This window comes from Mucilaginibacter mallensis, from assembly GCF_900105165.1.
Lineage (GTDB): Bacteria > Bacteroidota > Bacteroidia > Sphingobacteriales > Sphingobacteriaceae > Mucilaginibacter > Mucilaginibacter mallensis.
This window is the reverse complement of record NZ_LT629740.1, coordinates 4,286,904-4,301,056: the sequence shown is the minus strand read 5'-3', so window position 1 is coordinate 4,301,056 and position 14,153 is coordinate 4,286,904. Positions and strand designations below refer to the sequence as shown.

11 protein-coding genes are annotated in these 14,153 nt (G+C 39.5%); 4 read left to right on the top strand and 7 right to left on the bottom strand.

The window, feature by feature from the left end; all coding sequences use genetic code 11:
• The first annotated feature begins 22 nt into the window (after positions 1 to 22).
• Positions 23 to 1,426: a zeta toxin family protein gene (locus BLU33_RS17205; protein WP_157682207.1), complete on the top strand. Its 1,404-nt coding sequence runs from the start codon at positions 23 to 25 to the stop codon at positions 1,424 to 1,426.
• 164 nt (positions 1,427 to 1,590) lie between these two features.
• Here BLU33_RS17205 and BLU33_RS17200 read toward each other — a convergent pair whose 3' ends face one another.
• The 6 genes from BLU33_RS17200 to BLU33_RS17175 form a co-directional block, all read right to left on the bottom strand.
• On the bottom strand, positions 1,591 to 1,989 hold the full coding sequence (locus BLU33_RS17200; RefSeq protein ID WP_091375761.1) for a nuclear transport factor 2 family protein: 399 nt from the start codon (positions 1,987 to 1,989) through the stop codon (positions 1,591 to 1,593).
• 68 nt (positions 1,990 to 2,057) lie between these two features.
• Positions 2,058 to 2,897 (bottom strand): MBL fold metallo-hydrolase, encoded by an 840-nt coding sequence (locus BLU33_RS17195; RefSeq protein WP_197684517.1) that lies wholly within the window; start codon positions 2,895 to 2,897, stop codon positions 2,058 to 2,060.
• 136 nt (positions 2,898 to 3,033) lie between these two features.
• Positions 3,034 to 3,615 carry a Crp/Fnr family transcriptional regulator gene (locus BLU33_RS17190; RefSeq protein ID WP_091375757.1) on the bottom strand — a complete coding sequence of 194 codons (582 nt, stop codon included), beginning with the start codon at positions 3,613 to 3,615 and terminating at the stop codon, positions 3,034 to 3,036.
• A 489-nt stretch (positions 3,616 to 4,104) separates the two neighbouring features.
• Positions 4,105 to 5,001 (bottom strand): helix-turn-helix domain-containing protein, encoded by an 897-nt coding sequence (locus tag BLU33_RS17185; protein WP_091375753.1) that lies wholly within the window; start codon positions 4,999 to 5,001, stop codon positions 4,105 to 4,107.
• A 61-nt stretch (positions 5,002 to 5,062) separates the two neighbouring features.
• Positions 5,063 to 5,881: an SDR family NAD(P)-dependent oxidoreductase gene (locus tag BLU33_RS17180; protein ID WP_091375751.1), complete on the bottom strand. Its 819-nt coding sequence runs from the start codon at positions 5,879 to 5,881 to the stop codon at positions 5,063 to 5,065.
• A gap of 119 nt (positions 5,882 to 6,000) precedes the next feature.
• Positions 6,001 to 6,303 carry a winged helix-turn-helix transcriptional regulator gene (locus BLU33_RS17175; RefSeq protein WP_232009322.1) on the bottom strand — a complete coding sequence of 101 codons (303 nt, stop codon included), beginning with the start codon at positions 6,301 to 6,303 and terminating at the stop codon, positions 6,001 to 6,003.
• A gap of 323 nt (positions 6,304 to 6,626) precedes the next feature.
• Here BLU33_RS17175 and BLU33_RS17170 point away from each other — a divergent pair, with 323 nt between their 5' ends.
• The 3 genes from BLU33_RS17170 (at position 6,627) to BLU33_RS17160 (ending at position 13,643) form a co-directional block, all read left to right on the top strand.
• Positions 6,627 to 6,806 carry a hypothetical protein gene (locus tag BLU33_RS17170; protein ID WP_091375745.1) on the top strand — a complete coding sequence of 60 codons (180 nt, stop codon included), beginning with the start codon at positions 6,627 to 6,629 and terminating at the stop codon, positions 6,804 to 6,806.
• A gap of 634 nt (positions 6,807 to 7,440) precedes the next feature.
• Positions 7,441 to 9,144: a cellulase family glycosylhydrolase gene (locus tag BLU33_RS17165; protein ID WP_091375742.1), complete on the top strand. Its 1,704-nt coding sequence runs from the start codon at positions 7,441 to 7,443 to the stop codon at positions 9,142 to 9,144.
• Positions 9,145 to 9,419: 275 nt separating this feature from the next.
• Positions 9,420 to 13,643: a hybrid sensor histidine kinase/response regulator transcription factor gene (locus tag BLU33_RS17160; RefSeq protein WP_091380755.1), complete on the top strand. Its 4,224-nt coding sequence runs from the start codon at positions 9,420 to 9,422 to the stop codon at positions 13,641 to 13,643.
• A 147-nt stretch (positions 13,644 to 13,790) separates the two neighbouring features.
• Here the strand turns inward: BLU33_RS17160 and BLU33_RS25600 are convergent, their stop codons facing one another.
• Positions 13,791 to 13,922, bottom strand: coding sequence for a hypothetical protein (locus tag BLU33_RS25600; protein WP_262493819.1), 132 nt, complete (start codon positions 13,920 to 13,922; stop codon positions 13,791 to 13,793).
• Positions 13,923 to 14,153 lie beyond the last annotated feature (231 nt).

Sequence of the window (14,153 nt, the reverse complement as noted above, 5' to 3'; positions counted from 1 at the left end):
CCGAACCGAGTCCTTAAAGAACTTGTACACGCTCTCTGAACAACGGTTTGACAAAATTCAACAGATCATTATTGAAGATAACACGGCTATTGCTAAAGCATCCGATAGCCCCGTGGTCATTATCTTAGGTGCCCAGCCTGGTGCGGGCAAAACAGAGTTAGAAAGAATCGCCAGGGCCGAATTAGGTGGTAATATTATTAATTGTAATGCAGACTTGTTCAGAGATTATCACCCTGACGCCCATGAGATCAAATCCCGCTTTGAATCCTACTATCCTTCACTTACTGCCAAATACGCGCAGGATTGGAATAATGGTTTGAGGGCTTACTGCGAAGACAACCGGCTTAACTATATACTGGAAACAACGTTTTCGTCCGGCCCAGAGATGAATAAGACCATAGATGAACTTCAACAAAAGGGCTACCGTGTAGAGATTAAGCTGCTGGCTATCCATCCCCGGCTGAGTTTGTTGGGCACCCACCTGCGCTTTGAGGACATGAAGTCCCAGGAGAAAGGTGGCAGAATGGTCGGCAAGGAAGTGCATGACCAAAAATATGAGATGGTTGTGCCCACCCTTTATACTGTACAATCTGCCGCATTGTACAACAAACTGCAAATGTATGGCCGTAGCGTTGAACCCGTTGAAGGTTCCTTTAAGTTAGGGGTTTATCTGATCGCTACCAATCCGCCTAATCCCTTGCAGTTGTTCCAGGATGAAATTGACCGGAAATGGTCGCCGGAGCTTTCAGCAAGTTTTAACCAGGGTGTTCAACATGCGGTTCATTTAATGCAGGCCAGGAACGCCGCTGAGCAGGAGATTAAAGGTTTCCTGAAAGACATGCAGAGTGAATATCCCACCCAAAAACAATTGCAGTTGCAAATGGAGCAACAAATAAAGGAGCAGGAATTTGCGGAGCAGCTTAATAAGCGCCTGGTGGGTGAATTGCCACATATTGACATTAATGGAACAGATTTTACCATAGACCTGCGGTTGGGCGAGTTACGTGAAACAAAAGCACCGGGAAACAGCATCCAATTGCACCAGATGCAGGCCGGGCGTGCAGGCGAAGCCTATCTCTTTTTCTATCATACGCAAAAACATACCGTTTACGATCCCCCGGCCAATATCAAATCACTGCCGAAAAATGTTGTTGTAGTCGAAATCCCCATTGAAGCAAAGCTCGATCCGGTAGCTACGGCAGAAATACTTGGGGTTGATATTAAAGAATTTGTCGAAGCCCACCCTATTCAAAACGAGTTGATTGCTGTGGTTAAACAGCTTTTTCAATCTGCCTTACCAGAACTGATCCAGCAAAATTTGAGGAAGGAGGAACAAAAAAGGCAAGAACAAGATCAAAAAAAAGGCAGGAACCCCGGCGAAGATTTAGACCAGGGACTTGACCGGGCTCCTAAAATAGGCCGGTGAAATAAGCTCACTATAACACGAAAGGGTTAATGGCTATTTCAATGAAATGAAGCAAATCACAACACGCGAAGCGCGTTCTGATTTGCTTTCATTCTTTGAACAACTGATATTTGCAACAACGGCGTTGATCTGGCTTCGATATGACTTTACCAATAATTGGTCTTTTATGCCTTTGGTAGGATTGCGTCATTTACCAGCTTGCTGTCGACAAACTGTTCAAACCTTATTATTTTTCCATCTTCCAATTTCCAGACATGGGCTACCCTGGCTTCAAAATATTTGCCGGTGATTTTGTAAGTGCCTGTGTAGGTACCGTAGGCAGCAACCTTATCATCACTTGCAACATAGTCTTCCGGTGTAAACTTATAATCCACCCATTCGCTTCCTAAGCGGCTAAAAACGTTTTTTGTAACGCTTTGCAAACCTATGTAAGTGCCTGCATAAGGAAAACCTTTGGCTTCGGTCCAGGAGATATCTTCGGCAGCATATTTGATTAAATTTTTGCCGTTTTCTTCTGAAGTCTTTCCTTCATAAGTGCTTTTTATAATTTCAAGATTTGTCATTTGCTTTTAATTTAAGGAACAACCTGGCAGCGCAATAAGCATTGCCAGGTTGAACAATATTTTCAATTTTACCATTTCATTTCTCCTGTGTTTACTTTTGCACCTATTTGTAAGGCTATATCAAAAGTAAGTGCAGGGTATTTTTCTTTTACTGCTGCAACCAGCGCTGCTGAAGTTTTGTTAGTTTTTAAAGCCTCTTCGTAAAATTCGATATAGGTTTTAGTATGTTTTACAGCACTAATGTCAAATGGACTTGCGTTATTGGCGTGGGCTGGAATCACGATAGCCGGATGTAATGCTTCAATTTTATCTAAAACATTGATCCATTGCTTACGCGCATCAGCGGTCTGCGCATCCGCCATCCAAAGATTGAAGGTGGTTCCAAAAACATTGATACCACCTACAACTGTTTTAATGGAAGGTATCCATACGAAGGTTTTATTTGGAAATTCTTCTAAGCCCACAATCTCCAATTTCTGTCCTTCCAGCTCAATGCTGTTGCCTTTTAAAACCTGCGGTAAAATGACATTTGAGGTTACCTTATTACCCAATTGCCCACCCCAAACTTCTAATTTCTTTTGAGCAGTCGCTTTGATATGTTCCACTGTCGCCGATGAGGCATAAGCAGTTACTTCCGGGAAGTATTTTTTGAAAACTTCCAGTCCGAAATAAAAATCAGGGTCGCCATAAGAAACATAAATAGCGGTTAATTTTTTGCCGGAATTTTTGATTTCCTGCGCTACTTTATCAGCATCTGCCAGGGTGAATTGCGCGTCAATTAAAACTGCGTCAGTTTTACCGGATATAATAACCGATGCTACACCAAAACTGTTTTCCGATGCGTTGTAAACCTGTAGTTTCAAACTGCTTGTTTCAATGGTTTTGAAACTTTGTGCTTGTGTGTCCATTTTGAATAAAATTAGAGTTGTTAATAATGTTATTGAAATAATTTGCCTCATCTTTAAGTGTTTTAAATGATAATGCAAAAGTGCATCCATCCATAGCGCAAAAAGATTGAACAAGTTCAATAAATAAAAGCTGCCTCTATTTTTGACCAGCTATCTTCTTTCTGATCTTACTCAGGAACTCATGGCTGATCCCTAAATAGGCAGCTATCTGCAGGTTAGAAAGGCGTTGGAATAATTCAGGATATTTCTCCATGAAGTCGAGGTAGCGCTGGTCTGCCGTTTTACTTAAATTGTCTATCATTCTCCTCTGTAAGGCCACATGCGTTTTTTGAGTCATTACCCTGAATAGCTTTTCTATTTTAGGCAGATTTGTATAAGCAAATTCTTTATCCTTTTTGGATATCAGTAACACCTCACTATCTTCAATTGCCTCTATATAAAGTTGCGAAGGCATGCCATTGGTAAAACTGTCAATATCAGTAATCCACCAATTCTCAGCTGCGAAGTATAATATTTGCTCAAAACCATTCTGGTCGATATGATAAACGCGAAAAAGTCCTTTGTTCACAAAGCCTTCAAACCTGCAAACTTCACCAGCTCTCAGCAAGAAACTTTTTTTACCAATGAGTTTTTGTTGAAATAAACTGCAAAATGCTTCAGTTTCCTCTTCGGAAAGCGCAATATGTTTGATGATATTTTGTTTGATTAGTTCTGTCATCGCTGATTAATTGTACTGGTACTAAGTTACCATTATATCTCTTGTAATGCCTCTTTGTTAAATGGGCAACCGTTTTGACAATTAATCCCATCGCAAATCAATCAACAAAGTATCACACCTTTTAGCTAATGCATTTATGTGCCTTTTTTAGTTTCCTTTAATGAACTTAGAGAAATGAATTCAATAATTTTAGCCGTTCGAAATTTGTACCATAATTGACCCCCTGTGCGTGCAGATATGTAAAATCGTATTATGCCATTTTTATTTTTGTGCAATTCGTTGTTTATCTGTTCTTTCGCGGTATCAATTAGTTTTAACTGTACATATTTTGTGCTGTTTCTCTTTCTTTTTTACCCGGTTTCCGAAAAATATTTTTGACATAGGTTGAATTGAGCCGATAAGGGGCTTTAGCATTTACCTTCTTTTAGAATGCCTCACCTATATGCTTTTGCTGTGCGCTTCATTTTTTTATAAATTAAATTTCACATCCTAATTCAATAAGCGGTCCTTAAATTTATTGGGAGCACTCCCTACCTCTTTTTTAAACAGACGCGAAAAATAAGTTGGATTCTCAAACCCAAGCGACGTCGAGATCTCCGATATGTTCATGTCGCCCCCTGTCAGCATATTTTTTGCCTCACCGATCAAAAAAAGGTGAATAAGTTCTAACGCTGTTTTTCCTGTTTCTTCTTTAAGCAGATCAGTTAAATAACGGGGAGATATATGCATCTTTTCTGCCATGGAAGCTACCGTAGGCAGCCCAATATCTTTCGATTTTCTTTCTTCGAAATTTGCAGCGAGTAATGCATTGAACCTGGTAAGCGTCGCTCCGGTTAATTCTGTCCGATGAATAAACTGTCTTTTGTAAAACCGCTGCGCATATTTTAGCATGGAATCAAGATGACTGATAATGATCGCTTTGCTATGTTCATCTGTATTATTATTATATTCCTTTTCTATACTGAAATACAGGTTCCAGATAATATTTTCTTCCGCGGGTGAAAGATGTAGCGCCTCATTCACCTCGTAGTCAAAATAGCTGTATTTTTTAATTTCATTGTAGAGGGACGTTCCAGGTAAAAAGTCCTTATGGATGATGATCAGAAACCCCTTTTCCTCCAATTCCATATTTCGGAAAGACACTTTCTGTTGCGGTTTGATAAATGACATGGAGCCAAGATCATGGTCGTACTTGGTTTTTCCGTAAAGCATTTGCCCCGATTTTAGCTTTTTGAATCCAATGATGTAAAATTCTGAAAAAAATTCAAGTTCGCTAATGCTGGTGCAATTATCCCGTTCACCATAAGCCACACTAAAAAGGGGGTGCTCAGGCGGCTTGACACCAAGAGCTTCATGCAGGTCGCTGATTTTTTTGAAATGCTTCATATTGTTCACAATTATAAAAACAGAACCCGGCAAATCCGGATCCTGTTAATTTAAACTTCTATTAACCATGTGCTGCCACAGAAACATCCTGCCATGATTCCCACGTTTTCAGGCGTTCTTCGTAAGTATATTTTACCCAGGGGTAAACAGTTTTACCCAATAACAATCTTAATGGCGGATTTTCCGAATCCACCAGGGTAAGTAGCGCATTGGCAGTTGCAGCAGGGTTACCAGAATCTTGCTCACTAGCGAGTTCATAAAAGTCTTTTCTTATGCCATCGTAAGCCGGTATCGATTCACTCAATGCAAGGGAATTGGTACCGAAGAAATCTGTAGAGAAACCACCCGGTTCCAATATGGTTACTTTAATGCCAAAGCCACTTACTTCGCCAGCCAGCGTTTCAGTAAGACCTTCAACTGCGAACTTGGATGCACTGTACAAACCCATTAATGATACTGTATTCAAACCCAAAGCGCTTGAAAGTTGAATGATATGCCCCGATTTTTGCTGACGCATGATAGGCACAACCGCTTGTATAGTCCATAATGAACCCAGTACATTAGTTTCAAATTGCGTCCTAACATCTTGCTCGTTTAACTCCTCTACAGATCCAATGTGCCCGTAGCCGGCATTATTTATTAATACATCGATGCGGCCAAAGTGGGTCTTTGCAGTTTCAATTGCTTCAAAACTTGCTTTTTTATCAGTTACATCAAGTTTTAGTACCAATAGATTTGAAGAAAATTCTTTTGTAAGTTCCGTTAATGTTTCAGGGGTTCGAACAGCCGCAACTACATTATCGCCACGTTGTAAAAACGCTTCTGCCCAAATCCGGCCGAATCCGCGGGATGCGCCCGTTATAAAAATTGTTTTTGCCATTATCTTATTGTTTAAATTTATAAGGACAAAGTTCTGCTAATTTAATATAGCTATTTTGATACAAAAGTAGGCAATAATGAAACGTTTATACGAAATCCAGATATGGACTAAGCCATTCATTATTCCCGGTCCATGACCTTTTTACGGTGATTCAAACCCCAGTCTTTCAGAGAATAAATGATGGGCGTCAGCGTATCAGCATATTGCGCCAATTGATAGGTGATCTTCACCGGATAATCATCAATCACGGTCCTGATGACCAAAAGGTGCTGTTCCAAGTCTTTCAGTTCTTTTGCCAAAACTTTGGGTGTAATGCCAGGGATACTTTCCAGTATATCGGTGAACCGATCGTTTCCAACACCTACAGAAATGATAATGGGTAGTTTCCATTTACCATTGATCACGTCGAAAGCATCCCTCACGGGCTTTATCGTTTTGATGCAATCACAATGTGCTTTTTTTGCTGGCATAAAACCTCATTTAAAACTATTCAACTTTCCTTAGGGAAAATGCTATACAAAAGAAAGTAATCACACTTGCTTGTTTAGAAGCAAAGTAGTCAAAAAGGGTTAAGTTGATTCGAGTTAATTCGTTTTTTAATATCTTTGAGTCGGATTTATTCCACGGCGCTGACACCGTAAAAACTTCACAACGTCAGGACTTTCATAATTATTTGTTGAGCTTCACGTAAAACCGTCACTATTCCGTCATGACGTTTTTTTACGTGGCCTAAAAAAACAAGATTATGGCAACTGTAAATGCTGTGATTTATGACCAATTTAAAAGGGAGGAGGGAACCTTCCATGTACAAATCAAAGTCTTTCACAAAGATGTCCGCCGGTTTATCGAAACCAACCAATATGTAACGGCCCGGCAACTTGATGAGAACTTAAAATTAAGGATAAACGTATCCTTAAATCGTTAGACGATACACTAACGGATTATCGAAAGACCATTGGCGACCTTGCTTAAATAATAAATCATTTTTTTTGCAACAAGTAAAATACTTTTTAAATATCTTATTTACAATTAGTTATATATCTTCGCACATTTGCGGTATATTCTCACACAAATAGGCTACCGCCTTTTTGCCCCCCCCCATTAGTTTTACCTCCCAATAATATGTGCTTTATACAGTTGACAAACGGTTCGCTGTAACTGTACATATTGACCAATTATAAAACCAACAAGCCAAATTTAATTTCTCGTTTTAGGCATTCAGCTATTGTTCGCTGTGGATGGCATTTTGCAAGGCTATAGGTCTTGCGCCGGATGGGACGAAATCTTTTTTGTGAAAGGTTTTATATGATTATAATCTTTTAAAAAATAAAATAAAAACTTTTTAGCAAAAAGAAGATGACCCAGTTACTAAAATTCATGTGTATATCGGATAACCTGTTTAAACACGAGTTTAGAACGATTTGACAAGATGCTTGAGTAGCTAAGTGCATTTGTATGATTTATAAAGCAAATAAGTCATCTATTTTACCGACAAGTTTACTTGCAATTAACCAATTTATTTATAGTGGCATGAAAAACCGCAAAACTAACCAATTTTTATGAAGAAAACTTTAATCAATCTTTTATGCATCTTGGCAGTCCTTGTATTAACAAGATGCAGCAAGCAAGAAATAGGTTCAGGCATTAAGCCGCTTATTACAAACAAAGTTAATAAGACATTCGCCGCATTGAGTTACCCAAGTTACAATACTTCACCACTTCCGCCCGATCAAACGGGGATGACCAGTACAGCGCCTCAAATAGCTGCAAATATGACGTTAGGTATTAATATTGGCAACACATTGGAAGCTCCTGGAAACGAAAACGCATGGGGAAACCCTAATATTACCCAGGCACTCATCGACGGCTATAAACAAAGGGGTTTTAACGCCATAAGGATCCCTTGTAATTGGGATTGGTCACATATAATAAACACATCAACCGAGCAAATAGACCCGGCCTGGCTTACCCGTGTGCAGCAGGTTGTGCAATACTGCATTAACGATGGGATGTATGCGATATTAAATATACATTATGACGGCGGATGGTTGGAGAACAATTGCACAACCACCGCGCAGCCCGCTGTTAATGCCAAACAAAAAGCACTTTGGGAACAAATTGCAACACAAATGCGTGGTTTTGACCAGCACCTGCTTTTTGCCAGCACGAATGAACCTAACTCCGCAACGGATACCACAGGGATGAGAGTTCTACTTTCTTATCATCAAACTTTTATCAACGCCGTGAGGTCAACCGGCGGGCACAACAGTTACAGGACGCTGGTTATCCAGGGCCCCAAAGGAGGTGATATGGTTTATACAGACAGTCTGATGAACACAATGCCAACTGACCCGGCATCCAACCGTTTGATGGTGGAAATCCATAACTACACTCCCTGGAACTTTTGTTTAATGACCGCGGATGCATCATGGGGCAATGCGTTTTATTATTGGGGCACAGGATATCACACCACCTTCGATGTTGCGCACAATCCTTACTGGGGCGAGGAATCGACCCTTAGCGGGTATTTCCAAAGGATGCAGAAAAAGTTTACAAGTAAAGGCATACCGGTAATAATGGGCGAGTTTGCAGTAATGGACCGAAGCCTTACAGGAGACTCTTTAAACTTCAATCTTGCTTCCAGAGCATATTGGTATAATTTTTGTATGCACCAGGCTTTGGCAAACGGTTTACATCCATTTCTTTGGGACACTGGATCGCTCATTAACAGATCGACTTACGCTGTAAAAGATCAACGGGATTTAGCGGCCCTTCTACAAGGAACACAAACTAGCGCGTCCCCTGCATTTCAGATTGGTGGTGTGTACCAGATTATCAATAGGTATAGTTTTAAGCCTTTAGAGATCGGTGGCTGGGCAAGTAATAATGGGGCGCTGGCAGATCAATGGGATTATGATGCTGGAGCAAATCAGCAATTTAAAGTGCAGGCTGCGGCAAATGGCAGCTACCTGTTAACGCCTATGCATGTTAGCGGGAAATGTTTGGAAGTATGGGGTGGGTCTGGCTCTAACGGCGGGGCCGTGGATATGTGGGATTATACAGGTACAGGCGGAGCTAATCAAAACTGGTTAATTCAGCCAACCTATGATGGATTCTATGAAATCATCAACGTAAATAGCGGAAAAGCCCTCGAAGTTACTTTAGGGACTAATCCCGCAATTCCATTCAGAAACGGTAGCGCGGCCGATCAATATGATTATTTTGGGGGCAAGAACCAGCAATGGGCGTTTGTGAAAATATAATAAAACCTCATAAGTTAAAATTACTATAAACCAATTTAGGGGATTATCACCAGCTTTGATTTGGTTTAAACACACAGGTTAATTGATGCGTTCGGTAGTAACATGCCGGGCGCATTTTTCGTTGAATGAATAAACCGGGCCTTGACCAGGAGAGGGAATGCAAAATGTCAGGTTTGTTAACAAAAATTGCCCGTTAAGGCAATTTTTATATTACCTTAGTTTACTGGCTTCAAAAATCAATCTGTTGATTTTTGTTTTTTCCAATAATGGGCCACATGCGCGTAAAATATTATTATCTCCTTGCTGTTACATTAATTTTTGGATGTGTAAATGTTTTTGGGCAACGCAGCCAATATCGGTTTTCGCACCTTGATATAAGTAATGGGCTGTCGAACAACCAGGTTAATTGCATATTTAAAGATTCCGAAGGCTTTATGTGGTTTGGCACGGAATCGGGCCTTAACCGTTATGACGGTTATAACTTTAAGGTATTTGGGCACGACGCAAATAATAAGAACTCTATTAAATTCGATAATATAAACAATATTTTTGAAGGCCCTGATAAAAAATTATGGATAGGAAGTGGTAACGGATATTGTTTTTATGATCCGGAAACAGAACGGTTTAATAGTGATATGTCATTATTGTCACGTCCTTTAAAGCTACCTGTTAAAAATCCTCAAAAAATTGAACGCACCACTGCTGCAGACTTTTGGTTTTTATATGCTGATTCGGGCATTTACAGATATAACACCATAAGCAAAAAGACGACGCATTATTATCACAGTGTTAAAGGTGCTCCCTCGTTATACTCAAGTTCTATTGCAGACATCACGCCTGACGTTAAAGGCAATATTTGGATAGTTTATACTGACGGAATGGTGGAGATGCTTGATGTTAAACTTAATAAGATCAGCTATCGCACTGGCGTATTTAACAAGGTAACCAATAATAAGAAAGAGCATTATACCTTGCTCGTCGATCGCGATGGTGATTTATGGTTTTATGCGTCATCGGCTAATTTAGGTGTATTTTATTACCAGCCATCAACAGGGACTTTCCGGTATATCGGCAAAGAATCATCCGGGATAAAGTTAAACACAAACATTGTTACCAATATTGTTCAGGCTGATGATGGCTTGATATGGATCGCCGCTGATCAAGGGGGTATAAATGTGCTGGATAAAAAGACGGCGAAAATTACCTATCTGCTAAACAAGGGAGATGACCCTACCTCATTAAGGGAGAACACAGTGAATCTATATAAGGATGACTTAGGTATTATATGGGCTGGTACTTACAAAAAGGGAATAAGTTATTATCATAAAAATATTATCAGGTTCCCTATTTTCAGGCATTTAGATTCTGATCCGGGTAGTTTAAGGTTTAACGATGTCAATAAATTTGCAGAAGACAAACTGGGGAATTTATGGATCGGGACCAATGGCGGCGGTCTCATTTATTTTAATCGTAAGACGGGTGTATACACCCAATACAAAAACAATCCGAATGATCGCAATAGTTTATCAAGCGATGTAATTATTAGCCTATGTATAGACCATGACCAAAAATTATGGATAGGTACCTATTTTGGCGGTTTAGATTGCTTTGACGGGAAAACGTTTAGCCATTATAAACACGACGATAACGTGGCCACCAGTATTGCTGATAACCGGGTATTTAGCATTTTGGAAGACTCGTCGCACCGTTTATGGATAGGAACGCTTTATGGTGGCCTCGAAGTTTTCGACCGGACAAAAAAAATATTTTACCACCCGTTAACCCAGGCCGACATCACGTCTACTTTTACGTCCTCGATCTTCGAGGATAAACATGGCAATATCTGGGTGGGCGGGTATTTGGGCGTAGATGTGATAATGAAGGAAGGAGGATTGGTAAGGCACTATACTTCAAAAAACGGGTTACTTGACGATTTAATAAGAAGTATAGATGAGGATAGCAGGGGTTTGATGTGGATAACGACCGCGGGTGGATTGAATGTGTTGGATTGTAAAACAAACACATTTATCTCGCTGACTAAAAAAGACGGGTTGCCCGACAACCAGGTTTTGAATATATTGGAAGATAACAGGGGGGCCATGTGGCTAAGTACATCAAACGGGCTGAGCCGGATAACGTTGATACCGGGCAATGGCACCTATAAGTTTCAATTTGAAAATTTCGACGAAACAGATGGTCTGCAAGGCAGGGAGTTTAACAAAAACGCAGCTTTAAAAACACGCGCCGGTGAATTGATATTTGGGGGCGCAGATGGTTTTAATCTGTTCGATCCGGCGAGCATTGAGCCCGAGACTTCCAAGCCTCAGTTAATCTTTACCGACTTTCAGTTGTTCAATAAGGGCATAACAGCAAATGAGGCCGTTAACGGGCATGTTATCCTTTCAAAAAGTATATCGGCAACGAATACAATAGTCCTTAATCACGACGAAAATATCTTTTCGATAGAATTTGCTGCCCTCGACTATATCAACCCGGGTAAAGTAAAATATCAGTATATACTGGAGGGTTTTAATAATGGATGGGTAAATGTTGATAATAAAACGAGGAAAGCCGGTTATACTAACCTCGACGCGGGAGACTATGTATTTAAGGTGCGCGTGTCCAATTCCGATGGTGTTTGGAATCCGCAAAGTATTTCTTTAAAAATTGAAGTATTGCCGCCGTTCTGGAAATCGACCGTAGCATACATTATTTATTTGGCACTCTCGATCGGTGTGCTCCTTATCATACGGCAACGGGGAATAGAAAAAATAAGGCGGCAATTTGCTGCTGAACAAGAAAAACGGGAAGCAGGCTTATTAATTGAACAAGAACGGCGTGAAGCAAAACTGTTAATTGAACAGGAAAGGCAGGAAGTTAAGCGTATACATGAACTCGACGAGTTAAAAATTAAATTTTTGACCAACGTGAGCCACGAGTTCAGAACGCCTTTGGCTTTAATTATGGGGCCGGTTGAAAAATTGCTTAAAATTTCATACGATATTGAATATCGTGCACAACTCGGTATTATCGGGAAGAACGCGCGGCGACTTTTGAATTTAGTAAACCAACTACTGGACTTTCGGAAAATGGAAGTGCAGGAGTTGAAATTACACTGTACACCCGGCGATATCGTCAGGTTTGTAAAAGAGAGCACCTTGTCTTTTCAAGATATTGCCGATGAAAAGAAAATTGCTTTAGCCTTCGATACTGATATTGAATCGTTAATAACGAGCTTTGATCACGACAAGATAGAAAGAATTTTATTCAATCTTCTGTCCAATGCATTTAAATTTACCCATAGTGGGGGCAACGTGACTGTATTACTCAGCAAAATTCAAACGCAATCAACAGACAAACACGAAACAATTGAAATGAAAATTATTGATACCGGTATTGGCATCGATAAGGATAAACAAGACAAAATATTTGAGCGTTTTTTTCAGTCGGATATGCCGAAATCATTAATTAACCAAGGCAGTGGTATTGGGCTGGCAATAACACGTGAATTTGTAAAGATGCACAACGGCGACATCACCATTGAAAGCGAGCCTGGTTATGGAAGTTGTTTCATCATTCGATTGCCCTTGCCTGTAAATGATAGTTTGTTGACATCCCTGAACCTACCAGATGAAATTGAAAATGAATGGGCAGATGTCGGGCAAACCGAAGAAGAAAAGGTTTTTCCTAAACTTCAACATCTCGATAAAAAGCCAGTAGTATTGTTAGTAGAGGATAATGAAGACTTTCGTTTTTATTTGAAAGACAACCTTAAAGGTATATTTTTCATTGTCGAGGCTACAAACGGTAAGGAAGGATGGCAAAAGGCTTTGTCGCAGCACCCGGATATTATGGTAAGTGACATCAGTATGCCTGAAATGAATGGTATTGACCTCTGTAAAAAGATGAAAGGTGATAAACGTACTTCGCATATCCCGGTTATTATGTTAACTGCTTTAACTGGTGAGGAGGATCAATTAAAAGGATTGGAAATTGGTGCTAATGATTATATGACCAAGCCTTTCAACTTCGAGATACTGCTTTCAAAGATCAGAAATTTATTGACGCTTCAGAACACATTCAAACAGACGTATAAAAAACAGATGAATGTTGGTTTAAATGAAGTGGTTATAGAATCTGAGGATGAAAAGTTTTTAAGAAACGTAGTTGAATATATTGAGCAGAACATTTCAAATGATAAACTTTCTGTTGAAGAATTAAGTCGCCAGGTGAACATGAGCAGGGGAACACTTTATAAAAAGCTGTTAACGGTTACAGGTAAATCACCTGTTGAATTTATCCGCTTGGTAAAGCTGAAAAAGGCAGTTTATTTGCTGGAGAATAGCCAGAAGACTATAAGCCAAATATCCTACGAAGTTGGCTTTTATGCGCCCAAATATTTTACAAAACTATTCAAGGAGGAATATAAAATCCTTCCGTCTGACTACGTCAATAACGTTCGTCAAAATAGAATTTCGACAAAGTCCGAAAATAAATAGTAAGTCAAATTTTATTCTTATTTATTTTTTCACGCCTGTTCCTAAATATCGTTATCCAGATAGCTGTTCGGTAATTTGTTTATTATTATTTTGATTAAAATAATATGTTTAAGTAATTATATATTTAACTATCTTATTTACAATTAGTTACCTGTATTCGTACATTTGCGGTACATTCCCGCACAAATAGGCTACCGCTTTTTTTGCCCCCGATGTAGTTTTACCTCCCGATAATATGCGCTTTCTGCCGTTAACAAACGGTTCGCTATAGCTGTGCATATTCATCAAATTATAAACAATAAACCGGACTAAATAAAATTCATAACAATAAAAATGCTACAGACCCAAAGTATAGGTTTTGTCTGCGTGCTTTTGGCGATCAATTGCTTGGATAAAAATAAAAAATTATACGGCAGCTTTTGCGGGGCTGTTTTTCAATCTTTCATTTATTAACCATGCAATAAATAATTGTCAACAATAAATTTTAAACCAAGTAAAGATCACCCTATT

Excerpts from the sequence above, each read along its gene's own strand:
- BLU33_RS17200 (WP_091375761.1), bottom strand. The coding sequence starts at position 1,989 with ATGACAAATCTTGAAATTATAAAAAGCACTTATGAAGGAAAGACTTCA.
- BLU33_RS17195 (WP_197684517.1), bottom strand. The coding sequence starts at position 2,897 with ATGGACACACAAGCACAAAGTTTCAAAACCATTGAAACAAGCAGTTTG.
- BLU33_RS17190 (WP_091375757.1), bottom strand. The coding sequence starts at position 3,615 with ATGACAGAACTAATCAAACAAAATATCATCAAACATATTGCGCTTTCC.
- BLU33_RS17185 (WP_091375753.1), bottom strand. The coding sequence starts at position 5,001 with ATGAAGCATTTCAAAAAAATCAGCGACCTGCATGAAGCTCTTGGTGTC.
- BLU33_RS17180 (WP_091375751.1), bottom strand. The coding sequence starts at position 5,881 with ATGGCAAAAACAATTTTTATAACGGGCGCATCCCGCGGATTCGGCCGG.
- BLU33_RS17170 (WP_091375745.1), top strand. The coding sequence starts at position 6,627 with ATGGCAACTGTAAATGCTGTGATTTATGACCAATTTAAAAGGGAGGAG.
- BLU33_RS17165 (WP_091375742.1), top strand. The coding sequence starts at position 7,441 with ATGAAGAAAACTTTAATCAATCTTTTATGCATCTTGGCAGTCCTTGTA.
- BLU33_RS17160 (WP_091380755.1), top strand. The coding sequence starts at position 9,420 with ATGCGCGTAAAATATTATTATCTCCTTGCTGTTACATTAATTTTTGGA.
- BLU33_RS25600 (WP_262493819.1), bottom strand. The coding sequence starts at position 13,922 with ATGCACAGCTATAGCGAACCGTTTGTTAACGGCAGAAAGCGCATATTA.